The 16,266-nt window shown below is 40.3% G+C and carries 17 protein-coding genes and 1 riboswitch; of the genes, 3 read left to right on the top strand and 14 right to left on the bottom strand.

Translation table 11 applies throughout. The annotated features are described in order from the left end of the window. Positions 1-44: 44 nt before the first annotated feature. The gene (locus tag HMPREF1117_RS11135; RefSeq protein WP_000400050.1) at positions 45-566 is read left to right on the top strand and encodes a DUF1697 domain-containing protein; all 522 of its coding nucleotides are present in this window, start codon (positions 45-47) and stop codon (positions 564-566) included. Positions 567-607: 41 nt separating this feature from the next. On the opposite strand, the gene HMPREF1117_RS11130 is transcribed toward HMPREF1117_RS11135, so the two are convergent. Continuing rightward, positions 608-1,348 (bottom strand): MerR family transcriptional regulator, encoded by a 741-nt coding sequence (locus HMPREF1117_RS11130; protein ID WP_000274795.1) that lies wholly within the window; start codon positions 1,346-1,348, stop codon positions 608-610. 362 nt (positions 1,349-1,710) lie between these two features. Here HMPREF1117_RS11130 and HMPREF1117_RS11120 point away from each other — a divergent pair, with 362 nt between their 5' ends. Beyond that, complete coding sequence (locus HMPREF1117_RS11120; protein ID WP_001291626.1) at positions 1,711-3,051, top strand: sodium-dependent transporter; 1,341 nt, start codon at positions 1,711-1,713, stop codon at positions 3,049-3,051. 40 nt (positions 3,052-3,091) lie between these two features. Here HMPREF1117_RS11120 and manA read toward each other — a convergent pair whose 3' ends face one another. From manA to HMPREF1117_RS11090, 6 genes are all read right to left on the bottom strand, one after another. Beyond that, positions 3,092-4,036 (bottom strand): mannose-6-phosphate isomerase, class I, encoded by a 945-nt coding sequence (manA, locus tag HMPREF1117_RS11115; protein WP_001294297.1) that lies wholly within the window; start codon positions 4,034-4,036, stop codon positions 3,092-3,094. Positions 4,037-4,196: 160 nt separating this feature from the next. Then, on the bottom strand, positions 4,197-4,544 hold the full coding sequence (locus tag HMPREF1117_RS11110) for a VOC family protein (protein WP_001052642.1): 348 nt from the start codon (positions 4,542-4,544) through the stop codon (positions 4,197-4,199). Positions 4,545-4,698: 154 nt separating this feature from the next. Continuing rightward, entirely contained in the window at positions 4,699-6,474 is a 1,776-nt protein-coding gene (spxB, locus tag HMPREF1117_RS11105; protein WP_000191823.1) for a pyruvate oxidase, read from the bottom strand. Positions 6,475-6,683: 209 nt separating this feature from the next. Then, positions 6,684-8,927, bottom strand: a complete 2,244-nt coding sequence (locus tag HMPREF1117_RS11100) for a heavy metal translocating P-type ATPase (protein WP_000136335.1) — start codon at positions 8,925-8,927, stop codon at positions 6,684-6,686. A gap of 9 nt (positions 8,928-8,936) precedes the next feature. Then, the gene (locus HMPREF1117_RS11095) at positions 8,937-9,308 is read right to left on the bottom strand and encodes a cupredoxin domain-containing protein (protein ID WP_000935057.1); all 372 of its coding nucleotides are present in this window, start codon (positions 9,306-9,308) and stop codon (positions 8,937-8,939) included. A 10-nt stretch (positions 9,309-9,318) separates the two neighbouring features. After that, complete coding sequence (locus HMPREF1117_RS11090) at positions 9,319-9,714, bottom strand: CopY/TcrY family copper transport repressor (RefSeq protein ID WP_001167207.1); 396 nt, start codon at positions 9,712-9,714, stop codon at positions 9,319-9,321. 185 nt (positions 9,715-9,899) lie between these two features. Beyond that, positions 9,900-9,997: riboswitch (TPP riboswitch) on the top strand. Positions 9,998-10,083: 86 nt separating this feature from the next. Between HMPREF1117_RS11090 and thiD the strand changes: the two genes are divergently transcribed. Further along, positions 10,084-10,875: a bifunctional hydroxymethylpyrimidine kinase/phosphomethylpyrimidine kinase gene (gene thiD / locus HMPREF1117_RS11085; protein ID WP_000221737.1), complete on the top strand. Its 792-nt coding sequence runs from the start codon at positions 10,084-10,086 to the stop codon at positions 10,873-10,875. Between the two features lie 47 nt (positions 10,876-10,922). Here thiD and thiE read toward each other — a convergent pair whose 3' ends face one another. Genes thiE through HMPREF1117_RS11050 form a run of 7 tightly spaced genes read right to left on the bottom strand, consistent with a single transcriptional unit; the run spans position 10,923 to position 16,180 of the window. Then, on the bottom strand, positions 10,923-11,555 hold the full coding sequence (gene thiE, locus HMPREF1117_RS11080) for a thiamine phosphate synthase (RefSeq protein ID WP_001078210.1): 633 nt from the start codon (positions 11,553-11,555) through the stop codon (positions 10,923-10,925). After that, on the bottom strand, positions 11,548-12,351 hold the full coding sequence (locus tag HMPREF1117_RS11075; RefSeq protein WP_000651322.1) for a hydroxyethylthiazole kinase: 804 nt from the start codon (positions 12,349-12,351) through the stop codon (positions 11,548-11,550). Before HMPREF1117_RS11075 ends, thiE begins: the two co-directional genes overlap by 8 nt. Further along, the gene (thiW, locus tag HMPREF1117_RS11070) at positions 12,351-12,875 is read right to left on the bottom strand and encodes an energy coupling factor transporter S component ThiW (protein WP_001260049.1); all 525 of its coding nucleotides are present in this window, start codon (positions 12,873-12,875) and stop codon (positions 12,351-12,353) included. Before thiW ends, HMPREF1117_RS11075 begins: the two co-directional genes overlap by 1 nt. 6 nt (positions 12,876-12,881) lie before the next feature. Further along, a complete protein-coding gene (gene tenA / locus HMPREF1117_RS11065; RefSeq protein ID WP_000397201.1) occupies positions 12,882-13,571 on the bottom strand; it encodes a thiaminase II in 690 nt (229 codons plus the stop codon). A gap of 10 nt (positions 13,572-13,581) precedes the next feature. After that, entirely contained in the window at positions 13,582-14,232 is a 651-nt protein-coding gene (locus tag HMPREF1117_RS11060; protein ID WP_000241514.1) for an energy-coupling factor transporter transmembrane component T, read from the bottom strand. Continuing rightward, complete coding sequence (locus HMPREF1117_RS11055) at positions 14,225-15,619, bottom strand: ATP-binding cassette domain-containing protein (protein WP_000537863.1); 1,395 nt, start codon at positions 15,617-15,619, stop codon at positions 14,225-14,227. Before HMPREF1117_RS11055 ends, HMPREF1117_RS11060 begins: the two co-directional genes overlap by 8 nt. Further along, positions 15,620-16,180, bottom strand: coding sequence for an ECF transporter S component (locus HMPREF1117_RS11050; protein WP_000475312.1), 561 nt, complete (start codon positions 16,178-16,180; stop codon positions 15,620-15,622). Positions 16,181-16,266: the final 86 nt, after the last annotated feature.

Genomic DNA, 16,266 nt, shown 5'->3' with positions numbered 1-16,266 from the left:
AAATTATTCAATGGCTAAATCAGCCTCAAAAGAAAGGAACTACTTTGGAACATATTATCTTGTTAAGGGGAGTTACTCCTAATGGAAAAAACGCTATCCCTAAAATGTCTTATCTAGTAGATATCTTGACAGAAGCTGGTTTTCAACAAGTTCGAACCTATATTCAAAGTGGGAATATCATTCTTGAAAGTGACTTAGATTTAGAAAAAATACGAGAACGTGTCCATACTCTAATAAATGAAAATATTGGTGCTGACTTAAAAATGGTAATCAAGAACAAAAGTGATTTTAAAAAAATTGTCCAAGAAAACCCGTTTGGAGAACACTATCTTTATGACCGTATACACGTGATTTTTTATCAAGAATCTATTAAAAGTCTCCCTTTAGAAAAATTGAAAATTGATTACGGTGAAGAAGAAATTTGTATCGGTAACCATTGTCTTTACCTCTATCTCCCTAGAACTGCAAAACAAAAGAAACTCCATACCAACTATCTTGAAAAGCTTTTTAATGTAGATTTGACAATGCGAAAACTAAATGTAGTAGAAAAATTATTAAGCAAGTAGTGCTTAAATTTAATAAAAATCGGAAGAACACTCCTCCGATTTTATTTTGTCTGAGTTTGGACATAGTGAGCAATGACATCTGATGTGTACTGGGCTGTTCCAGTTCCAAATTTGTCAATGTTTTCTTTAAACTCTGGGTTATAAACGTAGCCTTTGCCGATATGACCGAATACCTCAACAGAACAATCAAATCCATAAGTACGGATGGCTTCCAAGAGCTTGGCTGCTTGCTCTTGATTTTCGTCTGCTGTTACAGACAGACCAGCTTGAAGATTTTGTGCCAAGGATTGAAAGACTTGGTTGAAGGCAGCCGTAGCCTCATCTTCGTGACCTTTTTGGCGCTCCAGCGCTTGGTCCATGACTTCTTGTCCATATTTCTCTACCGCCTCTTGATGGTATTTTTGATGGTCTTGGTAGTTAAATCCAGCGAATTTCTCTTGAATGCTCATTTCTCTTTCTCCTTTTTGTTCTTGAATGGTTTTTTGCAAGGTTGAAATCAAGGTATCCAGATGTTCCCTTTCTCGAGTCAAATAGTCCAACTGCCTGGTCAAGTGAGGCAATAAATCTGTCCTTTCTTCCTTTAATAACTCTGCTATCTTTTCTAAAGAAAAACCTAGATATTTGTAGTAAAGAATGACCTGAAGGCGTTCCAAATCCTCCCGACTGTAGGTACGATAGCCGTTTTCTGACTTTAAAGGGACTAAGAGTCCTATCTTATCGTAGTGGTGCAGGGTCTTGACAGAGACACCTGAAAGCTGGGCAGCTTCTTTAATATGGTACATGATTTCCTCCTTATACTCAATGAAAATCAAATAGCAAACTAGGAAGCTAGCCGCAGACTGCTCAAAACACCGTTTTGAGGTTGCAGATGGACGCTGACCTGGTTTGAAGAGATTTTCGAAGAGTATTACATTTATAGTATACACCCTCCCCTTAGGTCAGAGTCAAGCGTTTTTGTGAGATTTTTTAAACTTTTTGAGAAAGGTGTAAAAGCTTGAAAATGGTTTTCTTGACAGACCTTAGAAAACATGATAGGATAGTCAAGTCTATCAATCAAAAGAAGCGCTCATTTTGAGTACTTATGAGGCTAGTTGCCAAGGGCAGTAGCTTTTTCTTTTGTAACACTAATTTTAGGAGTTTAACTATGTCTGAAAAATCGCAATGGGGTTCTAAATTGGGCTTTATCCTAGCATCTGCTGGTTCAGCCATCGGACTTGGTGCCGTTTGGAAATTCCCCTACATGACTGCTGCTAACGGTGGAGGAGGATTTTTACTGGTCTTTCTCATCTCCACTATTTTAATCGGTTTCCCTCTTCTCCTTGCTGAATTTGCCCTCGGCCGAAGTGCTGGTGTTTCAGCTATCAAAACCTTTGGAAAACTCGGTAAGAATAGCAAGTATAACTTTATCGGTTGGATTGGTGCCTTTGCTCTCTTTATTCTATTATCGTTCTACAGTGTTATTGGAGGATGGATTTTAGTCTATCTAGGCATTGAGTTTGGGAAATTGTTCCAGCTTGGTGGAACGGGTGATTACGCTCAGTTATTTACTTCAATCATTTCAAATCCAGTCATTGCCCTAGGAGCTCAAGCTGCCTTTATCCTGTTGAATATCTTTATTGTATCACGTGGAGTTCAAAAAGGAATTGAAAGAGCTTCTAAGGTTATGATGCCCCTACTCTTTATCATCTTTGTCATCATCATCGGACGCTCTCTCAGCTTGCCAAATGCCATGGAAGGCGTACTCTACTTCCTCAAACCAGACTTTTCAAAACTGACCAGTGCTGGTCTCCTCTATGCTCTGGGACAATCTTTCTTTGCCCTCTCACTAGGAGTTACAGCCATGCTGACCTATGCTTCTTATTTGGATAAGAAAACCAATCTGGTCCAATCAGGAATCTCCATCGTAGCCATGAATATCTCGGTATCCATCATGGCAGGTCTAGCCATTTTCCCAGCTATGTCAGCCTTCAATATCCAGTCTGAAGGGGGACCGAGCTTGCTCTTTATCGTCTTGCCTCAACTCTTTGACAAGATGCCTTTTGGAACCATTTTCTACATCCTCTTCCTCTTGCTCTTCCTCTTTGCGACAGTCACTTCTTCTGTCGTTATGCTGGAAATCAATGTGGGTAATATCACCAATCAGGACAACAGCAAACGTGCCAAATGGAGTGCTATTTTAGGAATCTTGACCTTTGTCTTTGGAATCCCTTCAGCCTTATCTTACGGTGTTATGGCGGATGTTCACATTTTTGGGAAGACCTTCTTTGACGCTATGGACTTCTTGGTTTCCAATCTCCTCATGCCATTTGGAGCTCTCTGCCTTTCACTTTTTACAGGCTATATCTTTAAAAAGGCTCTTGCAATGGAGGAACTCCATCTCGATGAAACAGCATGGAAACAGGGACTGTTCCAAGTCTGGCTCTTCCTTCTTCGTTTCATCATTCCAATCATCATCATCGTGGTCTTCATCGCCCAATTTATGTAATCAAAAAGGACTTGAGTAGTAAACTCAGGCCCTTTCTTTTTTATGGATGACTAACAATCAATTCTAAATCTTGCCCTTCCAAGGTCCAAGCTTCAACATCACTTGGTAGGATAAAGTGGCTACCTTTTTGAATTGGATAATTTTTCCCGTCAACAGTAAGTTGACCTTGACCAGCCAAGACACTGAACAAGCTGTAGTCAGCTGTTTTTTCGAAGTCAACTTTTCCAGTGATTTCCCACTTGTAAACTGCAAAGAAATCGTTGGATACAAGGAGAGTCGAACGTAAATCATCAGCTTTGATAGTTACAGGACGGCTATTTGCAGGCTCGCCGATGTTCAATACATCAATGGATTTTTCAAGATGAAGTTCACGCAAGTTACCATTACCATCCTTACGGTCAAAGTCATAGACTCGATAGGTGGTGTCACTAGATTGTTGGGTTTCAAGAATCAAGATACCTGCACCGATGGCGTGCATGGTTCCACTTGGTACATAGAAGAAATCTCCAGCCTTAACAGGTACTTTTGTCAACAAATCATCCCAGTTCTTATCCTCTATTTGCTGGCGGAGTTCTTCTTTTGACTTGGCATTGTGGCCGTAGATAATCTCTGAACCTTCATCCGCAGCGATGATGTACCAGCATTCTGTTTTTCCGAGCTCGCCTTCATGCTCTAGTCCATAAGCATCGTCTGGGTGAACTTGAACGCTGAGCCAGTCATTGGCATCGAGAATTTTGGTCAACAGTGGAAATACAGGCTCAGGACGATTGCCAAATAATTCACGGTGCTCTGCATATAAAGTAGCTAGATCTGTTCCTTCAAAGCGACCATTGGCAACTTTAGAGACACCATTTGGATGGGCTGAGATGGCCCAGTATTCTCCAATTTTTTCACTTGGGATGTCGTAACCAAACTCATCACGTAGCTTGGTACCACCCCAGATTTTTTCTTGCATAACTGATTGTAAAAATAATGGTTCTGACATGTTGTTCTCCTGTCTGTTTTCTCCTTTCATTATAGCAAAAAAAGAGTCTCAGTTGAACTCTTTTTAATATCTTATAAAGTAGGGAGAAAATTTTATAAAAATAGTGAATAAATCCCTTCTTATGCTATAAGTTTTGTTGGCGATCAAACTCTACTATATCCTATTTCATACGATAAAAATCAAGCACTAGACCAGCAGGACCTTTAACTAATAAGGACTCTGTTCCCCAATCCGTTTCACAAATACCGTGTAAAATCTCGACACCGATCTCTTTTAAACGTTGGTAATTCTGATTTAGATCCTCAACCTCGATATGAAGAATAATTCCTGACTGAAAATCTTCCAAAGGAATCAAATGATTTTGGGACAACATCAGACAGTGACTGCCAATCGTAAACTGAGCAAAACTGTCATCAACATAATCGGACTTTTTATCCAAAATACGCTCCAAGTCAGCACAGACTTGGGGAACATCTGAAACGATAATATCTAGTTGATTTAAATTCATTTACTATCCTCCAGAAAAAGACCGGATTGCTCCGATCTTTTCAAGTTTCGCTCTAAGAAAATCAAAGAATAAACAAGGCATCGAACCGCAGGCAGTACAGAAGTACGGCAAGGTGAAGATAACGCAGTTTACATTTGATTTTCGACGAGAGAAATTATTTAATTGCGCGTGATTGCAATCCTTCTTCTTCCAAGAAGAGACGGAATGGTACGAGTTCTTCTGCTTCGTATTTTTCCTTGAAGGCTTTGATTGCTTCTTCTGAGTGAAGTTTTGGATCCAATTCAAGTACTTCTACTGGAAGTGGACGGTGTGGAGTGATGCGAGCATCGATAACAACAGTTTTACCTTCTTTGTTCAATTTAACAGCTTCTGCAACAACTGCATCGATATCTTCGATACGGTTTACTGTAAATCCAACAGCTCCTTGAGCTTCAGCAATTTTAGCGTAGTCAGCGTTTGTGAAGTCACAACCAAACAAGTGTTTGTTTGTGTCTTCGTATTTGTCCTTGATGAAGGCATATTTATCATTTGAGAAGACAACGTTGATAACTGGAAGGTCGTATTGAACGTTTGTGATAACGTCTGGGTAGCACATGTTAAATGCTCCATCACCCATGATGTTCCATACTTGGCGATCTGGATTGTCTTTCTTAGCAGCGATACCACCAGGAAGGGCAATACCCATTGTCGCAAAGAGTGGAGATGTACGCCACATGTTCTTAGGTGTCATGTGAAGGTGACGAGTAGATGTTTGAGTAGTGTCACCTACGTCGATTGAGTAGATAGCGTCTTGATCAGCATGTTTGTTGATTGCATTGTAAACTTGGTACAATTGCAATTCACCCTCAGTTTTACCTTCGAGTTTGTTCATGTAATCACGCCAGTTTTGGTTGTTCTTAACGTTTGCACGCCACCATGGAGTTGATTCAACTGGGTTTACTTTGTCAAGGATTGCTTTAGCTGCTTGACCTGCGTCACCAAGGATTGAAGCGTCAAGGGCATGACGTTTACCAAGTTTGTAAGGGTCAATATCCACTTGGATGAATTTTTCAGTATTCTTGAATGCTTCGTAAACTTCAGCAAATGGGAAGTTTGAACCAAGGAAAAGAACTGTGTCTGCTTCAAAGACCACTTCGTTGGCTGGTTTCCAACCAACACGGTAAGCAGAACCTGTCAAACCTTCATAGTTCCATTCAAAGGCTTCAAAGTTTTTACCAGTTGTGATGATTGGTGCTTTGATTTTACGTGACAATTCAGTAATCACTTCACCAGCTTTCACACCACCGTAACCAGCGTAAATAACTGGACGTTCAGCATTGTTCAAGATTTCAACAGCTTTGTTGATTTCAACTTCGTTCAAAGCAGGAGCGATGAATGAACGTTCGTATGAACCTGAACCGTAGTATGAGTTTTCGTCGATTTCTTGGAAACCGAAGTTTACTGGGATTTCAACAACAGCTGGACCTTTTTTAGAAACTGCAGCACGGCAAGCTTCGTCGATTACTTTTGGCAATTGCTCAGCGTAAGCTACACGTTTGTTGTATACAGCGATACCGTTGTACATTGGGTTTTGGTTCAATTCTTGGAAAGCATCCATGTTCAATTCGTTAACTGGACGTGATCCAAGGATCGCTAGGAATGGAGTGTTATCCATAGCTGCATCGTAAACACCGTTAATCAAGTGAGTCGCACCTGGACCACCTGAACCAACTGCAACCCCGATTGAGCCGCCGAATTTAGCTTGCATAACCGCTGCAAGAGCACCTGTTTCTTCGTGGCGAACTTGCAAGAAACGGATATCTTTGTCTTCAGCCAAAGCGTCCATCAATGAGCTGAGTGTTCCTGATGGGATACCGTAGATTGTGTCTACGCCCCATGTTTTCAATACGTTAAGCATTGCTGCAGATGCAGTAATTTTCCCTTGAGTCATTATAACTCTCCTTCAAATATTTTTAAATTTACTAAGGAGCATTCAGATAAACCATGAAAGCGTTTTTAGCAAATTTATTACATTTCTAATTTACCACATTTAATTTTAGTTTACTAAGAATCTGCTCAGAAGTTTTTATTATCTATTACAGTACAGTTTGAAAGCGTTTTATGAAACTGTTTTATAATAAAAAGCGAGCAAGCCCGCTTTTACTCTATTTTACTAAAGTTTAACAGAAGGGAACTGGTCAGAACGGATACAGAACTAAAGGCCATGGCTAGACCTGCCAGTTCTGGATTGAGAGCCAGTCCAACACCTGAAAAGACTCCTGCTGCAATCGGAATTCCGGCGACATTGTAGATAAAGGCCCAGAAAAGATTGAGCAGAATTCGATTAAAGGTTTTCTTACTCATGTCAAAGGCACGAACCACTCCTAGGAGGTTATTAGTTGTCAACACCAAATCTGCTGACTCGATGGCGATATCTGTTCCAGCTCCCATAGCAATTCCCACATCTGCTACACTAAGGGCAGGAGCGTCATTGATACCATCACCAACAAAGGCTACTTTTCCAACTGATTGTAGTTTATGGATTTCATGGGCTTTTTCTTCTGGTAAGACACCTGCAATGACCTCTTCGATTCCGATCTGATCGGCAATTGCACGCGCCACACCTGCATTGTCTCCTGTCAGCATGACTGTTTTAAGACCTCGTTTTTTCAACTGACTGATGGCAAGCTTAGCATTTTCCTTAGGAATATCTTGCAGAGCAAGCAAGCCTTTGATTTCATTCTCAACAGCCAAGAACACAACTGTCTTAGCTTCTTTTTCCAGTTGTTCTAGTTTTTCTTGATAAATGCTAGAAATATCCATGCCATCCAGCATTTTAGCATTTCCAAGCAAAACTTGTTTTCCATTGATTTGCCCTGAGACACCTTTTCCGTGCAAGGCTTGGAAATTTTCAACAGTGTGAAACTCAAGTCCAGCTTCACTCGCTCGTTTCACAACGGCTTCAGCCAGTGGGTGTTGAGAAGCTTCTTCCAAGGAAGCTGCCAATCCAAGCACTTCTACTTCGTCGCCGATGATATCCGTGACCACAGGTTTCCCTTCCGTCAAAGTCCCAGTCTTATCAAAGACGATAGTTTGAACTTTCTGGATTTCCTGTAGAACCGTTCCATTTTTGAGGAGAACTCCCATCTTGGCACTGCGACCTGTCCCCACCATAAGGGCTGTCGGTGTTGCAAGTCCCAAGGCACAAGGGCAGGCAATAATCAGAACTGCTACTCCATAGAGAAGCGAAGACACAAAGCTCGCTCCAAGCACAACTACACTATCCCTGAGCAAGACGAACCAAACCCAAAAGGTCACAATCCCTAAAATGACAACTGCTGGGACAAAAATCCCTGAAATTTTATCCGTCAAGTCCTGAATCGGCGCACGACTTGTCTGAGCTTTCTTCACAAAATCCACAATCTGAGCCAAAACAGTTTCTGAACCAACTTTTTCTGCTCTAAAAACAAGTGTTCCACTATTATTAATGGTTGAACCAATGACGGTATCTCCAACTGTCTTGTCCACAGGCAGACTCTCACCTGTCACCATAGACTCATCAATACTAGAGATACCTTCTACTACGACACCATCAACCGCAATCTTTTCACCAGGACGCACTCGAATCAGGTCACCTACCTTGACTTGCTCCAAAGGAACTTGAACATAGTTATCCTCACGCAAGACTTCTGCAGTTTTAGCCTGCAAGTCAAGTAATTTCTCCACAGCTTGGGAAGTATTTTTCCGCATTTTCTCCTCAAAAACGGCTCCCATAAGAACAAAGAAGAAGATAAATGCAGCACTTTCAAAGTAAACGGGGAGGCCAGCGAAGAGGGCAACTAAGCTATAGAAATAGGCCACTAGGGTTCCCAGAGCAACCAAGGTATCCATGTTGGCATTGTGCTTTTTAAAACTAGCCCAAGCACTTTGGATATAAGGACCACCTGCTACTAGCATAATCGGTGTTGTGGCTAAAAAGGTGCCCCAACGCATGACTTGGTGACTAATTCCTCCTGTCGACATCCCAATCATGAGGATCACAAGAGGCACAGTAAAGATACTAGTAATCCAAAAACGCTGTAAAAGTGATAGAGATTTTCGAGTCTTCTCAACAACTGTATAACTCCCCTTTTGCATCTTCATACCACAAGAAAATTCATGTTGACCTAATTCTTGAGGTGTAAAACGAATGACTTTCTCCTCATCTATGCCGATTGGTTCTAAGATGCCTTCTTCTTCAAACAGAATTTCCTTGTAACAGTTTGAAGGAGTCACACGATGAAAGGTAATCTCAGCTGGAATTCCTTTTTGAAGCTGAATATGAGCTGGATGGTAGCCTTTGTCTGCCGTGATACGGATTTTTTGAACACCATTTTCAAGACTTGCTTTTACAATTTCTGTCATAGTCTCCTCCTACTCTACAATCATCTTACCGTGCATCATATTCATGCCACAAGCAAAGCCAAATTCTCCAGCCTGCTCAGGCGTGATTTCTACTACATACTCTTCCCCCATTGGCAGGTTCGCATGTACACCAAAATCTGGAAAAACAATTTGGTCCAGACAAGGTGAAGGGTCCTTACGGTCAAAGACAATGCGGGCTGGCACTGATTTCTTGAGGATAATCAACTCAGGCGTATAGCCTCCCATGACTTCCACTCGAATCTCTTGGTAGCCCTTTTTTTGTTGGGCCTTTTGTCCAGATTTCTCAGGCTTTTTGAAAAACCAGAACAAGATAAACGCGATAAGAGCAATACAAATAATGGTTACAATACTATTTAACATGACGTCTCCTTTACATACAATTACATCTTACTTCTGTTACAGCGCTTGATTTCTTCTCTGAAATCACAGCTTCTAAGTCTTCCAAGTCAGCTAGAGTAAAATCACATTCAGCAATCAAATCAGCCAACAAGTTCCTAATCCTACGAGAACAAACCTTGTCCTTGATATCTTGGACAAGTAAATCCCGACTTTGGTCCAAAGTTAAAAGAGCTGAATAAACAAAGGACTTACCTTCTTTTTTCCTCGTCAGACATTCTTTCTCAACCAAACGAGCCAAAAGAGTTTGAATGGTTGACTTGGACCAGTCGAACCGCTCCGCCAGAACCCTGATCAAATCCGTACTGGTCTGTTCGCCCTGCATCCAAATAATCTTCATGACCTGCCATTCTGCATCTGAAATCTGCATAATCACACCTCCTAAAATCTACATTTGTCGATTACAGTTATTAGTATACTCCGAAAATCTACAATTGTCAATTATAAAATTAATCTTTTCTTTAAAAAATTGAATTTTAAGCATTTTATGAGAGATTTCCAGCCAAATCTTACTATATAAACTATAAAAATATGCTATACTAAAGAAAAAAAGAAAACAACCACTAGGGGTGCGTAAAGCTGAGATTAACGACTGTTGGACCCTTTGACTCAATCTAGGTAATGCTAGCTGATGGAAGTGGACAAAATAATAAGGGCTTCTATGCCACAAATTGACTTCCTGATACAGACTTTATCTTGTTTTACCAAATACAAACTTCAGTTGGTTGGGAGGTTTTAGATGACTTATTTACCCGTTGCTTTGACCATTGCAGGGACTGACCCTAGTGGTGGTGCTGGCATTATGGCTGATTTAAAGTCATTCCAAGCTAGAGATGTCTATGGAATGGCTGTTGTGACAAGTCTTGTCGCTCAAAATACCCGAGGCGTTCAATTAATCGAGCATGTTTCTCCTCAAATGTTGAAAGCTCAATTGGACAGTGTCTTTTCTGATATCCCACCTCAGGCTGTGAAAACTGGGATGTTGGCAACTACCGAAATTATGGAAATCATCCAACCCTACTTAAAGAAACTTGATTGTCCTTATGTGCTTGATCCAGTTATGGTAGCCACCAGTGGAGATACTTTGATTGATACAAACGCAAGAGACTATCTCAAAACAAACTTGCTACCTCTTGCAACCATTATCACACCCAATCTTCCTGAGGCAGAAGAGATTGTTGGTTTTTCAATCCATGATCCTGAAGACATGCAGCGTGCTGGGCGTTTGATTCTAAAAGAATTTGGTCCTCAGTCCGTTGTTATCAAAGGTGGTCATCTCGAAGGTGGTGCCAAGGATTTCCTCTTTACCAAGGATGAACAATTTGTCTGGGAAAGCCCAAGAATTGAAACCTGTCACACCCATGGTACTGGCTGTACCTTTGCTGCAGTGATTACGGCTGAACTAGCCAAGGGCAGAAGTCTTTACCAGGCAGTTGATAAGGCCAAGGCCTTTATTACGAAAGCCATCCAAGACGCTCCTCAACTCGGTCACGGTTCTGGCCCAGTCAACCATACAAGCTTTAAAGATTAAGAAAAAACTCTCTAGTTCCAACTTTAAGGGAATTAGAGAGTTTTTCATTAGGAAATGATGTCATCTAGCTTTGTTAAAAAGGCTTGCGTTTTTGCCTCTATATCTTCAGCCTGCATCAAATCACGCACTACAGCTACACCAGCTATACCAGTACCAATAAACTGGTCAATGTTTTCCGAAGTCAAGCCTCCAATCGCTACAACTGGAATACTAACTCTTTGGCAGATATCATTCAAGGTTGAAATCAGGGTGATAGGGGCATTCTCTTTAGTGGTTGTGGGGAAAATGGCTCCTGTGCCCAAGTAATCTGCTCCAGATTCTTCTGCTTCAAGTGCTCTTTTTACTGTTTTTGCGGTTACACCTAGGATTTTTTCAGGACCCAAGACTTTTCGGGCAACCGAAACTGGTAGTTCATCATCACCTATATGAAGTCCTGCAGCATCAACAGCTAGACACACATCTAAACGATCATCGATTATCAAGGGAACTTGATAGGCATCTGTTATTTCCTTGACTTGTTTTGCAAGTTGATAATATTGATTAGTTGTAAGATTTTTTTCTCGTAATTGGACTATGGTAACCCCTGAACGACAAGCTTTCTCAACTTTTTCAAGAAAGCTTTCCAAGGAATCTTGGTAGCGATTGGTTACCAGATACAGTCTAAGTGCCTCTCTATTCATAGACATCTCCTTTAATGGCATCTAGCCAATTTTTATCTCTTCTTAGGAGGGAAAGCTGATTGAGAACTTGGTAGCGAAAATCTTCCAATCCCATTCCTTGAACAAGTATTCTCTCAGCAGAGATATTGAGATAAGATACTGCGAGACAAGAAGCTTCAAATGCAGTCTTTCCTTGACTTAAAAAAACAGCTGTCAAGGCTCCAACCAAATCTCCTGTCCCTGTTATCCAGTCTAATTCTGCACAGCCATTTCCCAGTACAGCGACCTGATTCTTCGAAACGATGAGGTCCTGGGGGCCTGTGACTAAGAATGACATACCTGTATAGGTCTGACACCAGTCTTTCAAGACTTGAAGCAAATCCTCAGTTTCTTGATCTTGAACACTCGCATCGACTCCAACACCATGGTGCTTCAAACCAACAAGACTTCGAATTTCAGACATATTTCCTTTGATAATAGTTGGAGAATATTTTACAAGATCCATTGCCAAACTTTTGCGAATAGGTGAGGCAGAAACACCTACTACATCTAAAACGAAGGGTATTTCAGATTGCGATGCAAAGGAGGTTACCTTACGAATAGATTCTTCTTTAGCAGCTGACAAATGTCCTAAATTTAGTAAAACGGCCGCGCTTTGCTTGGTAAAATCAAGGACCTCTCTGGGGTCATCTGCCATAACGGGCTTAGCTCCTAAAGCTAAAATTGCATTAGCTACCATCTCACAGGAAATTTCATTGGTGATACAATGGATCAAATAACTATCATGTAAGGGAAAGGGATTTTTAAAATCCTTCATCAATCTATCCTTTCTCCAAAGAAGTAGCTTTGTACTTTTTTAAAGAACTCCTGAGTGATTAAAAATCGAAAGGCTACAAAAGCGATGACTGTTCCAATCAAAGTTGCTCCGATAAAGCGTGGTGTGTAGATAAACCAGCTCAGTTTTGCAGCTGATCCTGTGAACAATACCATAACTGGGTAAGAAACAATAGAACCGATGATACCTGTACCTATGATTTCCCCTAGGGCAGAGAAGTAGAATTTTCTACCATGCTTGTAAAAAAGTCCTGCAAGCAGTGCTCCAAAGGTTGCTCCTGTTAGGGCCAAAGGAGGAATTCCTTGTGTAGTCATACGGATAAAGGCTGTTACAGTTGCCATGACTAAAGCATAGACAGGCCCCATCATGATACCAGCTAAAATATTAACGACACTAGACATAGGTGCCATTCCTTCGATTCGGAAGATAGGTGTCAAAACCACATCAAGGGCGATCATCATTGATAAAACTGTTAATTTGTGAATTTGTAATTGATTGGTTCTCATTTCCTATTATTCTCCTTTTTCTAAATCTTGTAAGTCGCTTTTCCATGTTTGATGCTGGTAGGCCATTTCCCAAAACTGTGCCTCCATATGAACACTTATCCTAAAGGCTTCGAGCATTTTTTTCTTGTCTACTTCATCGCTTTCTCGGTAGAATTGATTGACTAGCTCAGTCTCTTCTTTTATTTGCTGCTCCAGTTCATCCGTAATATAAGTTTCAATCCACTTCTGATAAAGAGGATCTGGTGAAGGATTAAGATTAAGTTCCTTGCCTATATCATGGTACAACCATGGACAGGGAAGCAAGCTTGCAAAAGCAATAGCTAGATTTTCTTCTTCAAATTGCCGATAAATGTGCGAAACATAATGGTAGCAGGTTGGAGCAATTGGCTGCTCTTCCATTTCCTCGTCCCTAATTTCTAATTCCTTGAAAAACTGTTGGCGGATAAATAACTCCCCTTCTACTAAGCTTTGAGCATTTTGTTTCAAGAGTCTCTTCATCTCTTGGTTTGAAGTTTTTTCAGCCAAGAGATCATAGGCTTTTGAAAAGGCGTTTAAGTAGTAGGCATCCTGAATCAAGTAATAACGAAAAATGGATGGCTCTAAATTTCCCTTTTGTAACTGCAAAACAAAGGGGTGCTGAAAGGAAGCCTGCCAAGCTTCCTTAGATAATTCCATAGCAATATCTGTAAATTCCATAATAACTCCTTTATAAAAATAGACTGGTTTGAAGGATTAAAAATATAAGTAGGTAGAGAATTTTCGTCTGTCTGGTAATATAAAATCTCCGATAAGATTTTTCTATCATAGCATCCTCATCATAACCATGTGCCGATAAGGCTCTTAAGTATAGATGCCGCCATCTAAAGACAGTAATCAGGACCTTACTATAAATCAAGGGGGACCAAAAGTGCAATTCTTGCCCTCGTAACAAACATGCTTCCTTTAAGGATTTAATTTCCTTTTGAATTAGTGGGAAAGCATTAAAAACCACTAGTAAGGCGTAGGCCCAAGACCGTGACAAGCCCTTTTGGGCTAAATACAGTAGCAACTCTTTGAGTGAGATGCTTGAAATAAACACAATCCCTATACAAACCGTTACAAAAGCCCTAGTCCCAAGTATCATTGCTTGAGACGCATCTCCATGCAAATGAACTGCCCAGTAGTTAGCAAAGGCTGGTAAAATAGCCAAGAAAAACATCCAAAACATCATACGAAACTTACGGTAAAAACTCATATAGACTATGCAAAAGAAAACAACCGATAGATTGAGACTAACTGATGGAACAAAGGAGGTCTCCAAAGATAACAGTAGTAAAAAGAGGCTAGTGACCGGAGTTTTAGTAGGAACTTTAACCATTCAGTCTCACCTTCCTTTCATCTCCTATACAAAGTGATTTTATAGGTCTTGTGATAGACACTTCTTTTAGATGTTTTAAACCTGTAGCTGTCATTTCAACCCAGTAATCAACTATTGACACAAGCGGATCTAAGCGATGGGAAATAATCAAAAAACTACGTCCCTTTTGGCTATCCTCCTTTATCCACTCACAGACATAATCACATGCTCTATCATCCAAGCCTGCAAAAGGTTCATCTAATAAGACGACAGTGGCTTGACTAGTCAGCATGGTCAATAATTGAATCATCTTTTGCTGTCCCCCACTTAACTGATAGGGGCTTTTATCCAAGGAAGTATCCAAATCAAATAATCGCAATGCTTCTTTGACTCTTTTATTATTTTCACTATCTAGATGTTCCAACTGGAGTTCTTCTTTGAGACTGGTTCTGATAAATTGCTTCTCAGCCTCTTGTACCACACCTGTTATTTCACTATAGAGACTTTTTCTCTTTTTTAATAGCCTATTTTTCCAACTAATCTTTCCTTGATACTTCTGAAATTGAAGAATGGAACGAAAAAGGGTTGATTTTCCAACACCATTATCACCTAAGATACAGGAAATTCCTTCATAGAATGTAAAATCAGCAATGGAAAAGAGGGGATTATCATTCAGGACACAGGTCATTTGATCCATATGAAGAAGATTTGAACCAAAATCGACTTCCTTTGAAAAAACTTGTCTCGTTTCAGAGGAAGGAATTTTGAATACTTCCTTTAGTTCTCCATCTCTTAGCTCCACCATATGGTCGATATAGGCTTCATAGTCAGACAAATCATGATCACAAAGAATAATAGTCTTGCCTGCTTGAACCAGTTCCTTTAAAATTCCTAATATTTCAAGGCGGCTTTTTCGATCAATAGATGCAAAGGGCTCGTCTAAAAGATAGACTCTTGGATTCATGGCAAAAAGTACTGCTAAGGCCGCTTTCTGTTTTTCTCCACCGGATAATTGGTGAATCGGACGGTGGAGAATTTTTTGACTTCTACATTTCTCTACAACTTCTGCTATTTTAGACTCAATCTCTTGGATTGGGTAGGCAATATTTTCTAAGGTGAAAACCAGCTCCTCAAACAAGTTCTCCATGGTAAATTGATGATTGGGATTTTGAAAGAGAATACCAACCGTCTGGACACGTTCTATTATTGAAAGTTTACTCACCTCAATTTCATCGATAAGAACCTGACCACTATAGGGCAAGGCACTGAGTTGAGCAATGACTTGAAAAAGGGTTGATTTACCCGAACCACTTTTCCCAACCAATAACGTAGAGGCTTGGGAATGAAATGTAAAATCAATCGGTTTTGTGAAAGAGGGATAGGCAATCCCCTTCAATTCCACCCCCATCTATGCCTTGCCCCCAGCTGCAAACTGATGATAAAGTTTGACAATGGCACGAACCAAGATGGTACAGAAGAAAAAGACGGAAATAAAACGTACCACAAGCAAGGACAAGACAAAAGGAAGAGAAAAGGCATAATAACCTAGCTTAATGTATTCATAAACAAAACTAAAGAGTGTAATCCCAATACTATTCGCTGTCAGTGAAAGCCAACTTTCATAACGATTCTTGGTCACAAGAAAGCCAAATTCACTTCCCAAACCTTGTACCAAACCTGATAATAGAGCTCCCAAACCAAATTGACTACCATACAAAACTTCAGCAAGGGCTGCTAAAACTTCTCCAATCGTTGCACTACCAATTCTTGGAACGAAAATAGCCGCAATAGGTGCAGCCATGCACCAAAGACCAAATAATATTTCATTTGCAAAAGCTTGTAAACCTAATGGTGTCAATAAAAGAGTCAAAATATTATATAAATATCCTGATCCCACAAAAACGCCACCAAAAAAGATAGACAAGAAAGCAAGCAAGATAACATCTTTTAAACGCCACTTTTTAAACATAAAAACTCCTTTTAAGACAATTGGGCGTTTAAGAAAGACCTGCCATCATACTCTGCATCTAGTCTATCTAGTAAAAAATAAAAAAC

It is taken from the genome of Streptococcus sp. SK643 (assembly GCF_000259505.1).
GTDB lineage: Bacteria > Bacillota > Bacilli > Lactobacillales > Streptococcaceae > Streptococcus.
The sequence above is the reverse complement of the archived record's forward strand: the minus strand, read 5'-3'. Positions and strand labels throughout refer to the sequence as shown.

Bases quoted from the DNA above. Each gene is read 5' to 3' on its own strand.
- HMPREF1117_RS11110 (WP_001052642.1), bottom strand. From the start codon at position 4,544: ATGAATTTAAATCAACTAGATATTATCGTTTCAGATGTTCCCCAAGTC.
- HMPREF1117_RS11120 (WP_001291626.1), top strand. From the start codon at position 1,711: ATGTCTGAAAAATCGCAATGGGGTTCTAAATTGGGCTTTATCCTAGCA.
- manA (WP_001294297.1), bottom strand. From the start codon at position 4,036: ATGTCAGAACCATTATTTTTACAATCAGTTATGCAAGAAAAAATCTGG.
- thiW (WP_001260049.1), bottom strand. From the start codon at position 12,875: ATGAGAACCAATCAATTACAAATTCACAAATTAACAGTTTTATCAATG.
- spxB (WP_000191823.1), bottom strand. From the start codon at position 6,474: ATGACTCAAGGGAAAATTACTGCATCTGCAGCAATGCTTAACGTATTG.
- HMPREF1117_RS11075 (WP_000651322.1), bottom strand. From the start codon at position 12,351: ATGAAGGATTTTAAAAATCCCTTTCCCTTACATGATAGTTATTTGATC.
- HMPREF1117_RS11060 (WP_000241514.1), bottom strand. From the start codon at position 14,232: ATGGTTAAAGTTCCTACTAAAACTCCGGTCACTAGCCTCTTTTTACTA.
- HMPREF1117_RS11050 (WP_000475312.1), bottom strand. From the start codon at position 16,180: ATGTTTAAAAAGTGGCGTTTAAAAGATGTTATCTTGCTTGCTTTCTTG.
- HMPREF1117_RS11100 (WP_000136335.1), bottom strand. From the start codon at position 8,927: ATGACAGAAATTGTAAAAGCAAGTCTTGAAAATGGTGTTCAAAAAATC.
- tenA (WP_000397201.1), bottom strand. From the start codon at position 13,571: ATGGAATTTACAGATATTGCTATGGAATTATCTAAGGAAGCTTGGCAG.
- HMPREF1117_RS11095 (WP_000935057.1), bottom strand. From the start codon at position 9,308: ATGTTAAATAGTATTGTAACCATTATTTGTATTGCTCTTATCGCGTTT.
- thiD (WP_000221737.1), top strand. From the start codon at position 10,084: ATGACTTATTTACCCGTTGCTTTGACCATTGCAGGGACTGACCCTAGT.
- HMPREF1117_RS11090 (WP_001167207.1), bottom strand. From the start codon at position 9,714: ATGCAGATTTCAGATGCAGAATGGCAGGTCATGAAGATTATTTGGATG.
- HMPREF1117_RS11130 (WP_000274795.1), bottom strand. From the start codon at position 1,348: ATGTACCATATTAAAGAAGCTGCCCAGCTTTCAGGTGTCTCTGTCAAG.
- HMPREF1117_RS11055 (WP_000537863.1), bottom strand. From the start codon at position 15,619: ATGGGGGTGGAATTGAAGGGGATTGCCTATCCCTCTTTCACAAAACCG.
- thiE (WP_001078210.1), bottom strand. From the start codon at position 11,555: ATGAATAGAGAGGCACTTAGACTGTATCTGGTAACCAATCGCTACCAA.